This is a genomic window from Methylobacter sp. Wu8, from assembly GCF_036440755.1.
GTDB lineage: Bacteria > Pseudomonadota > Gammaproteobacteria > Methylococcales > Methylomonadaceae > Methylobacter_A > Methylobacter_A tundripaludum_A.
Genome location: NZ_JAZGVT010000057.1, coordinates 51,565 through 66,044, shown reverse-complemented (window position 1 = coordinate 66,044; position 14,480 = coordinate 51,565). Strand labels below are relative to the sequence as shown.

General features: G+C 47.5%; 17 protein-coding genes. 12 read left to right on the top strand and 5 right to left on the bottom strand.

Annotated elements, in window-relative coordinates; genetic code table 11:
• Positions 1-259 precede the first annotated feature (259 nt).
• Positions 260-997 (bottom strand): DUF2272 domain-containing protein, encoded by a 738-nt coding sequence (locus V3O24_RS08390; protein WP_331306909.1) that lies wholly within the window; start codon positions 995-997, stop codon positions 260-262.
• Positions 998-1,011: 14 nt separating this feature from the next.
• A complete protein-coding gene (locus tag V3O24_RS08385; protein WP_331306908.1) occupies positions 1,012-1,863 on the bottom strand; it encodes a c-type cytochrome in 852 nt (283 codons plus the stop codon).
• Between the two features lie 770 nt (positions 1,864-2,633).
• Between V3O24_RS08385 and V3O24_RS08380 the strand changes: the two genes are divergently transcribed.
• The 10 genes from V3O24_RS08380 (at position 2,634) to V3O24_RS08335 (ending at position 10,835) form a co-directional block, all read left to right on the top strand.
• Positions 2,634-2,921, top strand: coding sequence for a DUF1778 domain-containing protein (locus tag V3O24_RS08380; protein ID WP_331306907.1), 288 nt, complete (start codon positions 2,634-2,636; stop codon positions 2,919-2,921).
• Positions 2,918-3,430 carry a GNAT family N-acetyltransferase gene (locus V3O24_RS08375; RefSeq protein WP_331306906.1) on the top strand — a complete coding sequence of 171 codons (513 nt, stop codon included), beginning with the start codon at positions 2,918-2,920 and terminating at the stop codon, positions 3,428-3,430. The genes V3O24_RS08380 and V3O24_RS08375 overlap by 4 nt, the downstream gene beginning before the upstream one ends.
• A gap of 416 nt (positions 3,431-3,846) precedes the next feature.
• On the top strand, positions 3,847-4,809 hold the full coding sequence (locus V3O24_RS08370) for a retron St85 family effector protein (RefSeq protein ID WP_331306905.1): 963 nt from the start codon (positions 3,847-3,849) through the stop codon (positions 4,807-4,809).
• A complete protein-coding gene (locus V3O24_RS08365; protein WP_331306904.1) occupies positions 4,799-5,752 on the top strand; it encodes a retron St85 family RNA-directed DNA polymerase in 954 nt (317 codons plus the stop codon). The genes V3O24_RS08370 and V3O24_RS08365 overlap by 11 nt, the downstream gene beginning before the upstream one ends.
• Before the next feature lie 339 nt (positions 5,753-6,091).
• The gene (locus V3O24_RS08360) at positions 6,092-6,352 is read left to right on the top strand and encodes a type II toxin-antitoxin system ParD family antitoxin (protein ID WP_104423782.1); all 261 of its coding nucleotides are present in this window, start codon (positions 6,092-6,094) and stop codon (positions 6,350-6,352) included.
• Positions 6,352-6,642 (top strand): type II toxin-antitoxin system RelE/ParE family toxin, encoded by a 291-nt coding sequence (locus tag V3O24_RS08355; protein ID WP_331306903.1) that lies wholly within the window; start codon positions 6,352-6,354, stop codon positions 6,640-6,642. The genes V3O24_RS08360 and V3O24_RS08355 overlap by 1 nt, the downstream gene beginning before the upstream one ends.
• Positions 6,643-6,898: 256 nt before the next feature.
• Positions 6,899-7,690, top strand: a complete 792-nt coding sequence (gene lgt, locus V3O24_RS08350) for a prolipoprotein diacylglyceryl transferase (protein ID WP_331306902.1) — start codon at positions 6,899-6,901, stop codon at positions 7,688-7,690.
• A 4-nt stretch (positions 7,691-7,694) separates the two neighbouring features.
• Complete coding sequence (locus tag V3O24_RS08345; protein ID WP_331306901.1) at positions 7,695-9,167, top strand: DUF6880 family protein; 1,473 nt, start codon at positions 7,695-7,697, stop codon at positions 9,165-9,167.
• A gap of 86 nt (positions 9,168-9,253) precedes the next feature.
• Positions 9,254-10,087, top strand: a complete 834-nt coding sequence (gene thyA, locus V3O24_RS08340; protein ID WP_331306900.1) for a thymidylate synthase — start codon at positions 9,254-9,256, stop codon at positions 10,085-10,087.
• 133 nt (positions 10,088-10,220) lie between these two features.
• Positions 10,221-10,835: an inorganic pyrophosphatase gene (locus V3O24_RS08335; RefSeq protein ID WP_104423778.1), complete on the top strand. Its 615-nt coding sequence runs from the start codon at positions 10,221-10,223 to the stop codon at positions 10,833-10,835.
• A gap of 51 nt (positions 10,836-10,886) precedes the next feature.
• Here V3O24_RS08335 and V3O24_RS08330 read toward each other — a convergent pair whose 3' ends face one another.
• Positions 10,887-11,903, bottom strand: a complete 1,017-nt coding sequence (locus V3O24_RS08330) for an asparaginase domain-containing protein (protein WP_331306899.1) — start codon at positions 11,901-11,903, stop codon at positions 10,887-10,889.
• 49 nt (positions 11,904-11,952) lie between these two features.
• On the opposite strand from V3O24_RS08330, the gene folA reads away from it, so the two are divergent.
• Entirely contained in the window at positions 11,953-12,444 is a 492-nt protein-coding gene (gene folA, locus V3O24_RS08325) for a type 3 dihydrofolate reductase (RefSeq protein ID WP_331306898.1), read from the top strand.
• Positions 12,445-12,659: 215 nt separating this feature from the next.
• On the opposite strand, the gene V3O24_RS08320 is transcribed toward folA, so the two are convergent.
• Positions 12,660-13,505 carry a symmetrical bis(5'-nucleosyl)-tetraphosphatase gene (locus V3O24_RS08320; protein WP_331306896.1) on the bottom strand — a complete coding sequence of 282 codons (846 nt, stop codon included), beginning with the start codon at positions 13,503-13,505 and terminating at the stop codon, positions 12,660-12,662.
• Positions 13,506-13,883, bottom strand: a complete 378-nt coding sequence (gene apaG, locus V3O24_RS08315) for a Co2+/Mg2+ efflux protein ApaG (protein WP_104423774.1) — start codon at positions 13,881-13,883, stop codon at positions 13,506-13,508.
• Positions 13,884-13,954: 71 nt separating this feature from the next.
• Here apaG and V3O24_RS08310 point away from each other — a divergent pair, with 71 nt between their 5' ends.
• The gene (locus V3O24_RS08310) at positions 13,955-14,464 is read left to right on the top strand and encodes an ankyrin repeat domain-containing protein (RefSeq protein WP_104423773.1); all 510 of its coding nucleotides are present in this window, start codon (positions 13,955-13,957) and stop codon (positions 14,462-14,464) included.
• Positions 14,465-14,480: the final 16 nt, after the last annotated feature.

Sequence of the window (14,480 nt, the reverse complement as noted above, 5' to 3'; positions counted from 1 at the left end):
CCCTTTCGACCGGAAAACAGGGGCATATTTTAGCATTTCCGGTCGAAAAGATGGGCTTAAAAATAGATATTAATTAAATATTTCAATTGGATAGAGGGTTTTTCAGGGGTGACTAATTATGAGAACTGACATGTCGAATGAACAGAGTGAGTGAAAAACCACGTCAGTTTTACTGACTCTAAAATTTAATGAGACCTTAACAACCAGACTGATCTTATGGTTTGCCTGGTTGATGCATCCATTCTTGAATACTCGTATTTTAATTTCGCTGTTCTATCGCCAACGACCATGGCCTGGTTTTTGTGGGCAGCACCTTTCCCCCTCCGTCCAGTTTGATATGAGCTAAAGTGACCGCATCCAGGACATTGCCGCCTATTACGTCAAGCTCTCCAGGCCGTTGTGCAACCACTAAATCACAGTGGTAAGCCCCGCGTCTTAGATCGTTATAGCTGCGAATTGACTGGATAAAAGCTTCACCCCGTGGCGTACAAATAATGTCTCCGGGTTTAGGGGCATAAGTGCTGATGTCATGGCTTACAAACCTGTCTTCGGAACCGGCCGACATCACATGTTCAATATAATCCCAATGCAAAACGGTAGAAGGCAAATCGCTTTCAGGCACCCCTGAACTTCGAGCTAGCCAGACAATAAAAGCGCCCGACCAGGGCCTAATCTCCCCTTCATGCCCGATTATCGGTAGATCTGTCACAGCATACCAATACATGAAGATTCGGCTGAAAAAAGGCGGTAGAGTTTCATGACCATGGCTTGCTTCACTTGGATAAGTGAGTGAAGGCGGCTCAATATCGTAATTGACTTCGGGACGGCCGAACAATTCCCATTCCTGCCGGGCAAGGTACAGCATCCGATCTCTAACGTTAGGAATAACAAACGATGGGCTGACATTGTCATCGGCGGTAATGGCAGGCATTTCACCTTGCTTTAGTAGAGCGCAGCCATTAACAAGCAAAACAATACTGAATAGAAAATAAGGCATGGCAATCGACTCCTCTAACGACTCAACGGTTTTCTGCTTGCCATCACTTTCAAATATTCGACAATATCAGCGATGAGTTGCTCCCGGTTACCGACATCACGGTAAAACGGGATCATTTTACTGTTTGCCCGCACACTTTGCGGATCGGCGATAAATCTGACCAGCCATTCAGGCTGCCAGTATTCGGTAACGCTGACGGGATAATTGAGTTCCGGTCCGATATTGCCGCCGTCACCATTAATGGCATGGCATTTTATGCAATGTTGCCGAAATGCCAAAAAACCCTTTTTAACAGATTCTTGGCTGACGGCGGGCGGCGTTGATTGCGGGTATTCCCGCTCGAATGAGGTTAATTCGATGGTCGTTAATTGCCACGGCCAACTGAGCCAAGGTTCATTTTTGGCGGCGATGTCTTGGATATTTTCCCACACCAAAAAAAATGGCCCCGGATCGACGGTCTCCCGATTGTTTCTAAGCAGCTGCGAAAACCCGTGTTGACCGTTTTCTCCTATGGCGATGATCCCGTTGTGCTTGAGGATGACGCTAATGGGGATGATAGGCTGGTATCCGTCCGATGCTGTAAATTTAATCGCGTCGCGGTCTTTCCAATCTGAATTGAAAACGGCGTCCAACAGGAGAATTAAAGAAACGCCTTGATAAGATTTGATTCTCGAATCGGTCGGGTTGTTTGCGGTTAACGTCTTTGTTCCACTGCTTTGAACCAGTTCATCGGTCTCCATCGTTTTGACGATATGGCCATTGTCAACGAATGTTAGTGAAGAGGAATAACATGAGAATCCGATGAAATAGAGCAGCAGAGCGCAGAGTCGAGAAAGTGTTTGGCGAGTGCGATAATTATCTGACATGGTTTTGGCTCCAAAAAACTACCTGATTAGCAAAAATGCTTCAACTAAGGATTTGGTTAAAAATAACTTCCCGAAATTACTATTTTCGCTCGTCAAGCCGTTCGTGCTGACCCTTCGGCTACGCTCAGGACTAAAGGCCTTGTCGAAGCATGATTGGCTTGACGCGGCGGGACGAAATTTTTCCGCCCACCCTTCGACAAGCTCAGGGCGAACGGAAAAATTTCATCCGTTCAATATCGGGAAGTTATTACTGACCATATCCTAAGTCGTCATACCGGCAGGGATTGCCGGTATCCAGAACACAGGGATGTGATTCAGCCATGCCATCCATGGTATCTGGGTTCCGGCAATCCCTGCCGGAACGACGGTTTTGGAATTAGCTGAAATAGCTTGCTAATCAGGTCAATTTTACCAGTTAAGTTAGACACATATTATTTAAAAACAGTAATGCGCTACACCGTCATTCCGGCACAAATCTGGCCGGAATGGATTTGCATTAACCCGAAGGTCGTCAGGCAGTATAGCTTGATGTGCTTTGAAATACTTGGGAGCCTCAAAAAATCTCGCATTTCGACAAGCTCAATGCGAACGGCTCTAGGACAATCAACCTGTTCCGTTCGTGCTGAGCTTGTCGAAGCATGAACGGAACAGGTTTTTCGAGGCACCCACTTGTTCACAACGATGAGAGCGGGGCGTGGGAAATAGGGCTGCCTGTGTTGTAACCTTCTATACAATAAATATGCTCAGGCTACATACAAAGGAGTACAGCCATGCCAAATGCACAAAGCAAAGAAGCGGCTTCCGTTTCCATCAACATCCGCGCTAAGGCCAGGCAACGCGATCTTATCGACCAAGCCGCAAGTCGCCTGGGCCGCAGCCACTCAGATTTTATGCTTGAAGCCGCCTGCCGCGAAGCGGAAGACGTGCTGCTCGGCCAAGCATTCTTCACCGTCGATGAAGGCACTTTTGCTAAATTTCAGGCACTGCTCGATCAGCCATTGCCGCCGACTGACAAGTTACGCCGGTTGCTCAAGACCAAAGCGCCTTGGGAGAAATGAGCGCGCTTGATTTAACACCGCCCGCGCCGATCACGGTTAATCATGAGTTGGCTGGTTTTGATAGCGGCGAACCATCCCTGAACGAATGGCTCAAAAAACGCGTGTTTAAGAATCATGCCCCCGGCCCTTCCCGTTGCTTCGTGTTGTGTGCCGGTGCTGATGCTATTGCTTACTACAGCCTGTCGGCCGGAGCGATCAGCCACGAGGGCGCACCCAAGACGATGCGGCGCAACATGCCCAACCCGTTGCCGGTCCTGCTGCTGGGCCGACTCGCCGTCGATAAGCGCTACCACAATCAGGGAATCGGGCAGGCACTGCTGCGCGATGCGATGCTACGGGCAGTCAACGTCGCCGGTGATGCCGGAGTGTTTGCCCTATTGGTTCATGCGCTTTCCGACCAAGCCAAGCAGTTCTACCTTTCACGCGGTTTCGTGGAATCGCTTTTGCAGCCGATGACTTTGTTTGTGACGATAGAAACAATTCGATCAATTTTGGCTGAGGCTGATTGATAGTAAAGTAAATGTCGTGCTTGTGAAGAACCACTGCATATTTGTAAAGCGTTATTCGCGACACCACGCAATAGCATTTGGTTTTCTTAACCTGTCTAAAAAACGTTATGTTTGATGAAAAATGACAGGCAAGTATCGGCCTTTATTGCCCTAGAGATTTCCTAAAAATGAACATTGAAGCCCCCAAAACACGCCTTGACACATTAAGTTGGTGCAAGTCATAATTTAAACGCTCTTTACGTGAATAAAGCTTATAAAAAGTTTAATGACTTTAAAGCTTAGTCGGGCGATTAGCCAGACTCTATTTAATTGCTTGGATTTATTCCGCAGATAAAATCTGCGGCCTTCCGTTCGCATACTCTCTCCAGGCCGCAGCTTTTATCTGCGGTTGACTCTAGGTAAAGATCATTTTTTCTATGCAGGAAGACTTTCAAGACCCTAGGCCTATACTGCTATCCAACGTTGACTTCGCTAAAAGTAGAGTGGAGCTTTCTGATACTCCTATAGTACTTTTGTGCGGAGGCCCAGTTAACATAAAAAATCATCCTGATGATCCCGATCTACCTTTGGCATCGTTGAGAGATGCGATCAGTCGGTCTAACACAGCATATGAGATATTTAGACCTGAAGAGATAAAATCATGGCAATCTGATGGTATCTTTAAGAATCTAATGGATTTTGAAGCTGATCTTGCGAGCATTTGCTCACTTGTTGTTATTATTTTGGAAAGTTCTGGTTCATTAGTAGAGCTAGGGGCGTTTTCCCAGCTCCCCGACCTAAGTGAAAAGATAATCGCAATAAGGTCAAGCGACTTTAGAGACGATCCTTCCTTTATCAACCTCGGCATACTTAGATTCATTGCCGAAAAACATCAATCTAGCGTCAAGAGTTACCCCTGGGATATTAAATCTCCTGTAAATATCACGGCTGAGATTATTGATGACATAATTTCAGATATAAAAGAGGAGTTAGGAAAGCTAAATAAGACCCATGTATTTAAGAGCTTTCAACCTACACATATCATTGTTTTAATATGCGAAATCATCAAGTTATTTAGCGCCTTAAAGGAAAGTGAAATTTTAGAGTATTTAACTTTAATTGGGGTGGTAATCAATAAATCTGAGCTGAGACGAAAGCTGTTTCTTCTAGAAGAATTTAATCTGATCAAAAAAGAAACATACGGTGATCCAACCTTTTATATGCGTAGTCAGGAACCGTATCACAGGCTTCGATTATCTCTCAAAAGTGAAGAGCACCCAGACGCCCTTAGGATTCAAATGGAGTGTGTTGAGTACTATAACAAGGACTCGAAAAAACACAGAAATAGGATTAGAGCAATTACTCAAGCAGAACGAGGGCTAAGGAAAAATGAACGGTAGTCTTAGGAAGAGATTACAGGAATCTCTAGGAATAAGCGAAAGCCAGCTTAATCGATTAATTAAGCGTGCCCCTTATACTTATAAAGTTTATAGCATTCCAAAAAGAAGTGGTGGTGTACGCGTCATTGCGCAACCAGCAAAAGAAACAAAGTTTATTCAACATTGGTTGATAAAAAATATATTCCAAAAGCTGCCAATACATGAATGCTCGATGGCCTATAAAGAAGGATCAAGCATCAAAAAGAATGCTACTGCACACCAAAACAATAGTTATATAACCAAATTTGATTTCGAAAATTTCTTCACATCAATAAGAGCCGATGACCTTGTAATGCACATTTCAAAGCATTTAGAAGGAAGTTTTTGTACTGAAGATATTAAAGATATTGCTAGGATTGCTTGTATAAAACATAAAGTAGGGGATGGATTGTGTCTCAGTATTGGTGCTCCAAGTTCTCCAGTACTATCTAATACGATCATGTTTGAATTTGATCGCGAAGTTTCTGCTTGGTGTTTAAAGCATTGTATTACTTACACCAGATATGCTGATGACCTTACATTTTCGACAAATACGAAAGGAATCTCCAGCAAAATAGAACCAGCGATTAGGGAAATTGTCCAGAAGCTTGAATACCCTCGGTTAGAATTCAATGCTAAGAAAACAACACATTTATCAAGGAAGCACCAAAGGAGAATTACTGGATTAATTATTAATAATGACGGAAATATCTCTCTGGGAAGAGATCGAAAAAGGGAAATCAGCACATTAATCCACAAGTGCTCTCTTCGTCTGCTATCTGAGACCGAGATATATAACCTTCAAGGTCTTTTAGGTTTTGCAAAAGACATAGAACCATTATTCTTGAACAGAATGCGAACTAAATATAGTTCAGAGTTAATTGATGAAATTCTTCAAAAAAGGAAACAGAAATTACCGACATGAGTCCAATCAATCCAGATATAAATTGTCTGATTGTAAGCTTTATGACTCAAAGGGTTTCACCGTCAACTCAGGGACTCAGTCTTTCGCAAATTATGATGGTTGCGACAGTAGCAACCATTGGAGATGAATCCATGTCTGTCATTATAGGCGTTAAGCTCGATGAAGAAATACGCGACCGCCTCAAGCCCTTGGGTTGGAATATAAGCCGCGATCCATACAGTGCAATAGCCTAGCGTATTGAGAAAGCGACACTACACAGGCTTGGTCTTTATTGTGGACTTCCCGTTAAAAATAACATAAATTGTTATTTGTTGTTATTTTAGCGGCGGAGCAAAACCCATGAACATTTCCCTTACCCCTCATTTTGAAGAGCTGGTCAAAAACAAGCTGGACAGTGGCCTTTACCATTCGGCAAGCGAGGTCATCCGTGATGCCTTGCGCCTCATGGAGGAACGTGATCAGGTTCGCGGCCTGCGCCTTGAGGAACTGAAAAAAGAGATCAGGCTTGGGATGGACAGCGGCGAATCGACCCCACTGGACATGGAAAGCATCAAAAAACGCGGGCGTGAACGGCTTGTGGACAAAGAAAACACAAAATAATGCCGCGTTTGTTAAAAAAGCCCCAGGCCGAAACCGATCTTGATGAGATTTGGTGGCATATCGCACAGGACAGCCCCAATAACGCCGATAAGTTTATGGATTCCATCCAAGAAAAATGCCTCCTGATTGCTGAATTCCCGGGCTTAGGGGAAAGCCGCGATGAACTGGCCCAAGATTTGCGGAGTTTTCCGGTCGGCAGTTATCTGATTTTTTATCTTCCGCTTAAAGATGGCGCCGACATTGTCAGGGTTCTGCACAGCTCCCGCGACATTAAAACACTGTTCCATTAGCAGGACAGGATGGGCAGCTATGCAGGTCAAGTTAGAGCCAGCGAACCGGTCGGCATTTGCTTGAGCGGTAAATCTTATTAGGCTGGTAGATGCGGCTAAAGATACAATTACGACAAATATAGTGTTCGCACATCATTGTCGGTTATTAAATCTCCTCACCCTAACCCTCTCCAGCAGGAGAGGGGAGTGAAGGTATCGACAATAATGTGCGATGAATATAAAGCAACCACTCTTTCAATAAACCCATCCAACAATTATGCTGACTTTCCCACAAATCGACCCCATCGCATTAAGTTTAGGCCCGGTAAAGATTCACTGGTACGGCCTGATGTACCTGATCGGTTTTGCCGCTGTATGGTTTATAGGGCAAAAACGCGCAGAGCAGCCCTGGTCGCCGATCAAACCGGAAGCCATAGAAGATTTGGTGACCTACGGCGCGTTCGGCGTCATCCTGGGCGGAAGGATCGGCTATATCCTGTTTTATAATTTTGCCGGTTTCCTGGAGAATCCGCTGGTGCTGATTAAAATCTGGCAGGGCGGCATGTCCTTTCATGGCGGCATGTTGGGCGTGTTTATCGCGATGTGGCTGTTCGCCAAAAAGCAGCAATGCAGCATGCTGCAATTGACCGATATTATCGCGCCGCTGGCGCCTATCGGTTTGGGCGCGGGGCGTATCGGCAATTTTATCAATTCGGAGTTATGGGGCAGGCCCACCGATGTGCCTTGGGCGATGGTTTTTCCAAACGGCGGCCCGTTAGCCCGCCATCCTTCGCAATTGTACGAGGCCTTTTTAGAGGGTGTCGTGTTGTTTGCTATCCTCTGGGTGTATTCCAGCAAACCGAGGCCGGTTATGGCGACTACCGGATTGGCGTTATTTTTTTACGGCTGCTTCAGGTTTTTTGTCGAGTTTTTCAGGATGCCGGATGTGCAGTTAGGCTATTTGGCTTTGGACTGGGTGACCATGGGGCAGATACTGTCGACGCCGATGATTTTGATTGGCGCGGCGTTATTTTATTTTGCGCATAAAAAAACTATTCCAAATAAGTAAACCGATGCAGAAAGAATCAGGCGGCGCAGTAGCCGGAAAAAAGAAACGCCGCGATCAGTGGAGCGATATCCGGGATTATTTGAACACACAAACGCCGGAGGTATTGATCGAGCTGTTGCTGGATACCGCCAAGCGCGATGAGCGATTGCATCAGTCTTTATTGCTCAAGGCCCAGCGTGTTGCAGGCGGAACCGATGTCGTCAAAGCCTTTCGCAGGGCGATAGACCAAGCGACGCGCATCAAGGGTTTTATTGACTGGCGGCAGTCCCGCAACTTTGCGGCTAATCTCGACCAGGTCGTGGAATCGCTGGCGGAACTGCTTACACCCGATAGCGCTGGGATGTTGATCGGATTGGCCGAATACGGCATTGAGCGAGTGGAAAGCGCTCTGGAACAGATTGACGATTCGAATGGCGAGGTCGGCAGCATCGTACAAGCACTTGGCGATTTGCATCTTAGCGCCTGCGAGTTGGCGAAACCCGATCCGCAAGCGCTGGCGGAACGCTTGTTCCGTTTAGAGACGACATCGCCATTCGGGATTTGCAGTTTTAGCGCAGTCACTTACCTTGATGCGCTCGGTGAGGAAGGGCTGCGGCGTTATCGGGAATTGGCTGAAGTCGAGTGGGCCAAGATTAAGCCACGGCAAAGCGGTGACGCTTACGTTTACGATTCTCATCGTTTCCATATCACCAGTATCATGGAATCGCTGGCCAAGGCGAGCGGCGATGTGGAGGAGCTGGTGGCGATCAAGTCGCGCGATCTATCGATGTCTTACCACTATCTGACAATTGCCGAAATATGGGTCAAGGCAGGGCAGGACGATAAGGCGCTGGACTGGGCGGAACGCGGTCTGCAAGCTTTTCCCAAAGCGACCGACAACCGGTTGCGGGATTTTTTGGTGGCGGTCTATCTGCAACGCAAGCGCAACGATGAAGCCTTGCAATTGACTTGGGTGCAGTTCGAGGAACGGGCATCTCTGGAGCAATACAAAAAACTGTCTGCTGTTGCCAAGCAACTTGGCGTTTGGCCCGAACAGCGCGAGCGCGCCTTGGCATGGGTTGCCGAAGTCATTGCCGCTGAAGCTGCGGTTACAAACCGCTGGAGGCCGAAACCTTCAATACCCAACTATTCATTGCGGGTTGAAATCGCTTTATGGGAGGATGACCTTGATGCCGCCTGGGCGGCGGCACATGCAGGCATCTGCCATCAGGGCTTGCTGATAGCGTTGGCCGATAAATTGGAACCGACGCGCGCGGACGATGCGCTGGCACTTTATAAGCAAGTGATTCCAGACATCGTTAATCAAACCAACAATACAGCTTATGCCGATGCCGTTAAGCTCATCCGCAAGATTGGTGGGATAATGATTGCCCAGAACCGGAATCGTGAGTTTGGTGATTATTTGGTCGAGTTGCGCGTCCGCTTCAAACCTAAGCGGAATTTCATCAAACTTCTGGATGGAGTGGGTGGTCGCTAGTTTTATAGGGGGAGTTTCGCCCCTATAAACGCCTCGTCAAATTTTAGAATCCTATCTAAAAAGCCAATAGTTATGAAAAAAACCGCATGAAGCAATATTTAGAATTACTCGATAAAATCAACACCGAAGGCAGCCAGAAAGGCGACAGAACCGGTAGCGGCACGCTGTCCATTTTCGGCCATCAGATGCGGTTTCCGCTGGCGGAAGGCTTTCCGCTGGTTACCACCAAAAAAATACATCTAAAATCAATCATCTATGAGTTGCTTTGGTTTTTAAAAGGCGACACTAACTTGGGCTTTCTGCATCAGCGCAACGTCAATATCTGGAACGAATGGGCGGATCAAAACGGCGATCTCGGCCCCGTGTACGGCCATCAATGGCGCTCATGGCCGACGCCCGACGGTCGGCATATCGACCAGATTCAGCAAGTCATCGATCAGCTCAAGACAACGCCCAACAGTCGCCGGATTATCGTCTCCGCCTGGAATGTCGCGGATTTGCCGGATGAAAGCATCAGCCCGCAGCAGAATGTCGCGCAGGGTAAAATGGCTTTGGCGCCCTGCCATGCGTTTTTCCAGTTCTATGTGGCCGACGGCAAGCTGTCTTGCCAGCTCTATCAGCGCAGCTGCGACACGTTTTTAGGTTTGCCGTTCAATATTGCCAGTTACGCCTTATTGACGCATATGATCGCCCAGCAGTGCGATTTGGTAGTCGGCGATTTTATCTGGACCGGCGGCGACGTACATCTGTACCTGAATCACCGGCAGCAGGCTAATTTGCAGCTAAGCCGCAAGCCCTATCCGTTGCCGACATTAAAAATAAAGCGCAGGCCGGAATCGATATTCGATTATCAATATGAGGATTTTGAAGTCATCGATTACCAGGCGCATGAGCATATCAAGGCGCCGATTTCGGTTTAGCCGTTTTTCTAATGGAACACGGATGACGCGGATTAGACGGATTTAAACGGATTTTATTTTTTGAACTTGTTAATCCGTGTTCTATTTTTGTAATTTCCGAATGATTACTTTTTAAGCAAACTATCCACCACACATGAATATACAATACAAAGCGCACCCTTGGCACGGCATCAGTCCGGGCGACAATACGCCGACTGTCGTCACGGCCTTTATTGAAATTGTCCCGTCGGATACCGTTAAATACGAAATCGACAAAGAAACCGGCTATCTTAAAATCGACCGGCCGCAAAAGTATTCCAACACGATTCCTACGCTTTACGGTTTTATCCCGCAAACTTATTGCGGAGAAAGGGTTGCCGAGTTTGCCGAATTAAAGTCCGGTCAAGAGGTTGCCAAGGGCGACGGCGATCCGCTGGATATTTGCGTTTTGAGCGAACGTAGCGTGACGCATGGCGATATTCTGTTGCAGGCGATACCTATCGGCGGTTTCCGCTTGCTGGATGGAGGAGAGGCCGACGACAAGATTATTGCCGTCATGAGGGGCGACGAGTTTTACCGGCAATGGAATGACGTATCGGACTGCCCGGAATCTTATATCAACCGTTTGAAACATTACTTTCTGACCTATAAACAGCTGCCGAGCGAAAAAAGCTCCTGCGAAATAACCAATGTTTACGGGCGGGATGAAGCGCATGAAGTGATCAGGCGAGCCATGGACGATTATCAAAGCCGTTTTATTGCTGAATAAGGCTCAAAGCAGAAGCAATCGTTGCTCCCTGCTATGCATTGCCGGCAGCGGCTAGAGGTGTTCACCGGTAATGTCCTCGCTGATAAAATCCATTATTTTCCGCTTATCGTCAAAATTGCCGTAAGCCAGCAACAGTTTGACATAAGCGGCTTCGACCGACATATTCCAGATTATTTCAGCGCCTTGTTCGATTAAGGTTTGGGTGCTTTGATAGGCGTCGGGCGATTTAATCGCCGGAGCCAAGTAAACGGCGACGCCTTGTTTTTCGCAACGTTTGATGAATTCGACTAATGAATGGTTTTCGCCCCATTGCAGCGAGGCGCATGCGGTGCCGGAGTGATACAGGTCATGCAAAACCGCATCGACATGGTCCAGGTTGAAGCGGTCGTAATCGAGCCCTGGATAGGGTTTTATCATTAGGATGCGTTCGGAAAAATCAGCCTTTACCGGGATATTTTTGGCTGTAGATTGTTGTGTAGGCGGGTTCAATAGTGAAAACCGGCGGTTTTCAAATTGCATGTAACTCTTGCCCTGAACACTAAAAAAATCGCCGCCCAATTGTAAGGAACAGGCCAGATGTGCGCCTCGATGCAGGTGGGTGGTTTGCTGCTGGTTTCGATAAGGTACAAAAACTCCGGTGCCGATTTTTTGCAGGATAAATTCGACCGCGCAGATGAAATTTTCCAGCCCGTTGGCTTTAGGATGATCCAGCGGATAATCGCTGGAAACCAGCAGCATCGGAATCTTGATCGCATTAAAATAAAAGCTCAATGCGCAAGCGGTATACGCCAGGGTATCGGTACCGTGAGTAATGATGACGCCGTCGTATTGCTCGGGCCGGGCGGCTTCTATCGCTTCGATGATGGTTTTCCAGGCGCGGGGCGCAAGGTTCTCGCTTAAAATTTGTATAGGCTGGATGGTGTCGAAACGGATTTGCCGGTGGTTTTCGTAATGCTGTTTAAACAGCCGTATCAGTTTGAACGATGTGGTATCGGAAGTATTGATAGTGCCGCCGGTTGCAACAGAGCCGATAGTGCCGCCGGTAAATACAACCAGTATATTTTTCATAGTATGATGCTGGGGTAGAAATTAATGACTAAAAGAATACTGCATTAAAATGAAAATATCACTTATCGTCGCGATGGCGAGTAATCGGGCCATCGGCCTCAATAACCAGATGCCTTGGCATTTATCCGCTGACCTTAAAAAATTCAAAAAAATAACCATGGGCGCGCCCATTTTGATGGGCAGAAAAACTTACGAGTCGATAGGCAGGCCGTTGCCGGGGCGCACCAATATCATCATTAGCAGGAATCCGTCGCACAGCCAACCGGGCTGCCTGGTTTTTAACGATATTGACAAGGCGCTGGAAAGTTGCGGCGATGCGGAAGAAGTTTTTGTTATCGGCGGCTCGGATTTTTACAAGTCGATGCTGCCGGTTGCCGATACGCTGTACCTGACGCAAATACACCGGGAGTTTCCCGGCGATACTTTTTTTCCCGAGATCGATGCGGATCAGTGGATCGAGGTGGAGCGGGAAGATATTCAGGATGATCCCGACGTGGCGTTCAGCTACAGTTTTTTGAAGCTGGAAAAACGAAAACTTTGATTAAAAATCATGTAAAAGACCACCACGAACGGCTGCACGGACAGATATTTGCTCCTGCAATATCTGCATTCACCACATCCCTGTGGATTATGCAGGAGGTAGAGCACCAAAAGTAGGCGCTTTAGGCTACGCAGGAGCAGTTGCCGAGACACGAAGGGTACGAAGTTTTATTTCTTCGTGCCCTTCGTGTCTTCGTGGTGAAAAAAGATTTAGCTTTAACCCGCCGCCGCCAGATTATTTTTGCGGGGTTTTTTAGCCTCAGGGCAATCAATACTGAAACGCTGTACCTGTTCTCCCAATTTTAATGCGGTCAGCTGGCCGCCCCAAAGACAGCCGGTATCGATTGCATAACAGTTCGATCCTTCGTAATAGCCCAAAGAGGACCAGTGGCCGAAGATAATGCGCATGTCGGTATTTTTACGCTTGGGTGCTTCAAACCACGGAACAAGGCCCTTGGGTTGGGAGCCTACAGGCCCGCTGTGAATAAAATCCAGCCGGCCGTTAACATCGCAATAACGCATTCGGGTAAAGCAGTTGACGATGAAGCGTAACCTCGCGACGCCTTTCAGGCTGGATGACCAGAGGTTGGGCTTGTTGCCGTACATTTGCTTTAAGAACGCCTGATAATCGGGACCTTGCAAGACCTGTTCAACCAACGAGGCCATTTTTTGGGTCTTTTTAAAGTCCCATTGCGGCGGAAGACCGGCGTGAACCATACAGAAATCATCGTTAAAATGAAACAGCGGCCGATGCCTCAGCCAGTCGATTAATTCATCCCTGTCCGGCGCCTCAAGTATTGGCAGCAGCGAGTCTTTTTTATTGGCTATTTTGGGGGCGCAGGATGCGGCTAATAAATGCAGGTCGTGGTTGCCCAGCACGGTGATCGCGGCATCGCCGAGCGATTTGACAAAACGCAGGGTTTCTAAGGATTTGGGGCCGCGGTTGACCAGATCGCCGGCAAACCACAGTTGATCGGACTGTTCATTGAAAGAGATGGCATCGAGGAGTCTTAATAATTCGTCAAAACAGCCTTGAATATCGCCGATAGCATAAATAGACATCTAGTGCAGGGTTCTTGGGATTGACAGGGTAAATCTGGGAACATCTGCGCGGAAATGGTCGCCGTCGTCGGAATGCATCGTATAGTCGCCCTGCATCGTACCGACCGGGGTCGCTATCATTGCGCCGCTGGTGTAACGAAAAGACTCTCCGGGCTTAAGATAAGGATGCTCGCCAATGACGCCATCGCCCCTGACTTCCTGGACCTTGCCGTTGGAATCGGTAATCAGCCAATGGCGCTGGAGCAGCTTTGCCGGCACTTCGCCGACGTTGGTGATGGTGATGGTGTAGGCGAAGACATAGCGATCCTCATCGGGAGAAGATTGCGCTTCTATGAAATGAGGTGTGGCTTCAACTAATATTTTGTTTTTTTCGTTCATTATTGGATCATATAGGTTATATGTTGATTATTTCATCGTAACTTTTCATTAAACGCAAGCAACTATTCGGTATGAAATACAAAGACTGCTTTTTAATCCTGTTATTGGCTGTATCTCAAGCGACCCTTGCGGAAGGCGGCCAAGATTTATTTGCGGCGGCGATGATGGGCAAGATTGAAAGAACCGAGGCTTTGCTGGCGCAAGGGATAGACGTTAACAGCAAAACTGCGGGCGGCCGCACTGCGCTGATGGCCGCAAGTTTTAACGGCAATGTAAAGATTGTTAAAACCCTGTTGGCGTATGGGGCCGATGTCAGTATTGCCGATAATTTGGGAACGACAGCGTTAATGGATGCATCGGTTTTCGGCAATGAAGACATCGTTAATTTACTGATTGCGGCCGGGGCCGATGTCAATGCGGTGGATAAACAAAATGTGACGGTCTTGACCAGGGCCAAGAAAACCGCCCATGAAAAAATCATTAAAATTCTGGAAAAAGCCGGGGCGAAAGAGGAGGAGGATGTGCCAGAAGGGGCGACAGGCAAAGACGGCGCAGGCGGAAAACCGCCGGCTAAGAAATAGTTACAAACCGGTAAGG

Coding starts and splice junctions, on each gene's coding strand:
- V3O24_RS08360 (WP_104423782.1), top strand. CDS start 6,092: ATGAACATTTCCCTTACCCCTCATTTTGAAGAGCTGGTCAAAAACAAG.
- V3O24_RS08330 (WP_331306899.1), bottom strand. CDS start 11,903: ATGAAAAATATACTGGTTGTATTTACCGGCGGCACTATCGGCTCTGTT.
- lgt (WP_331306902.1), top strand. CDS start 6,899: ATGCTGACTTTCCCACAAATCGACCCCATCGCATTAAGTTTAGGCCCG.
- V3O24_RS08390 (WP_331306909.1), bottom strand. CDS start 997: ATGCCTTATTTTCTATTCAGTATTGTTTTGCTTGTTAATGGCTGCGCT.
- V3O24_RS08345 (WP_331306901.1), top strand. CDS start 7,695: ATGCAGAAAGAATCAGGCGGCGCAGTAGCCGGAAAAAAGAAACGCCGC.
- V3O24_RS08355 (WP_331306903.1), top strand. CDS start 6,352: ATGCCGCGTTTGTTAAAAAAGCCCCAGGCCGAAACCGATCTTGATGAG.
- V3O24_RS08310 (WP_104423773.1), top strand. CDS start 13,955: ATGAAATACAAAGACTGCTTTTTAATCCTGTTATTGGCTGTATCTCAA.
- V3O24_RS08370 (WP_331306905.1), top strand. CDS start 3,847: ATGCAGGAAGACTTTCAAGACCCTAGGCCTATACTGCTATCCAACGTT.
- V3O24_RS08335 (WP_104423778.1), top strand. CDS start 10,221: ATGAATATACAATACAAAGCGCACCCTTGGCACGGCATCAGTCCGGGC.
- V3O24_RS08365 (WP_331306904.1), top strand. CDS start 4,799: ATGAACGGTAGTCTTAGGAAGAGATTACAGGAATCTCTAGGAATAAGC.
- thyA (WP_331306900.1), top strand. CDS start 9,254: ATGAAGCAATATTTAGAATTACTCGATAAAATCAACACCGAAGGCAGC.
- V3O24_RS08375 (WP_331306906.1), top strand. CDS start 2,918: ATGAGCGCGCTTGATTTAACACCGCCCGCGCCGATCACGGTTAATCAT.
- V3O24_RS08385 (WP_331306908.1), bottom strand. CDS start 1,863: ATGTCAGATAATTATCGCACTCGCCAAACACTTTCTCGACTCTGCGCT.
- V3O24_RS08380 (WP_331306907.1), top strand. CDS start 2,634: ATGCCAAATGCACAAAGCAAAGAAGCGGCTTCCGTTTCCATCAACATC.
- apaG (WP_104423774.1), bottom strand. CDS start 13,883: ATGAACGAAAAAAACAAAATATTAGTTGAAGCCACACCTCATTTCATA.
- V3O24_RS08320 (WP_331306896.1), bottom strand. CDS start 13,505: ATGTCTATTTATGCTATCGGCGATATTCAAGGCTGTTTTGACGAATTA.
- folA (WP_331306898.1), top strand. CDS start 11,953: ATGAAAATATCACTTATCGTCGCGATGGCGAGTAATCGGGCCATCGGC.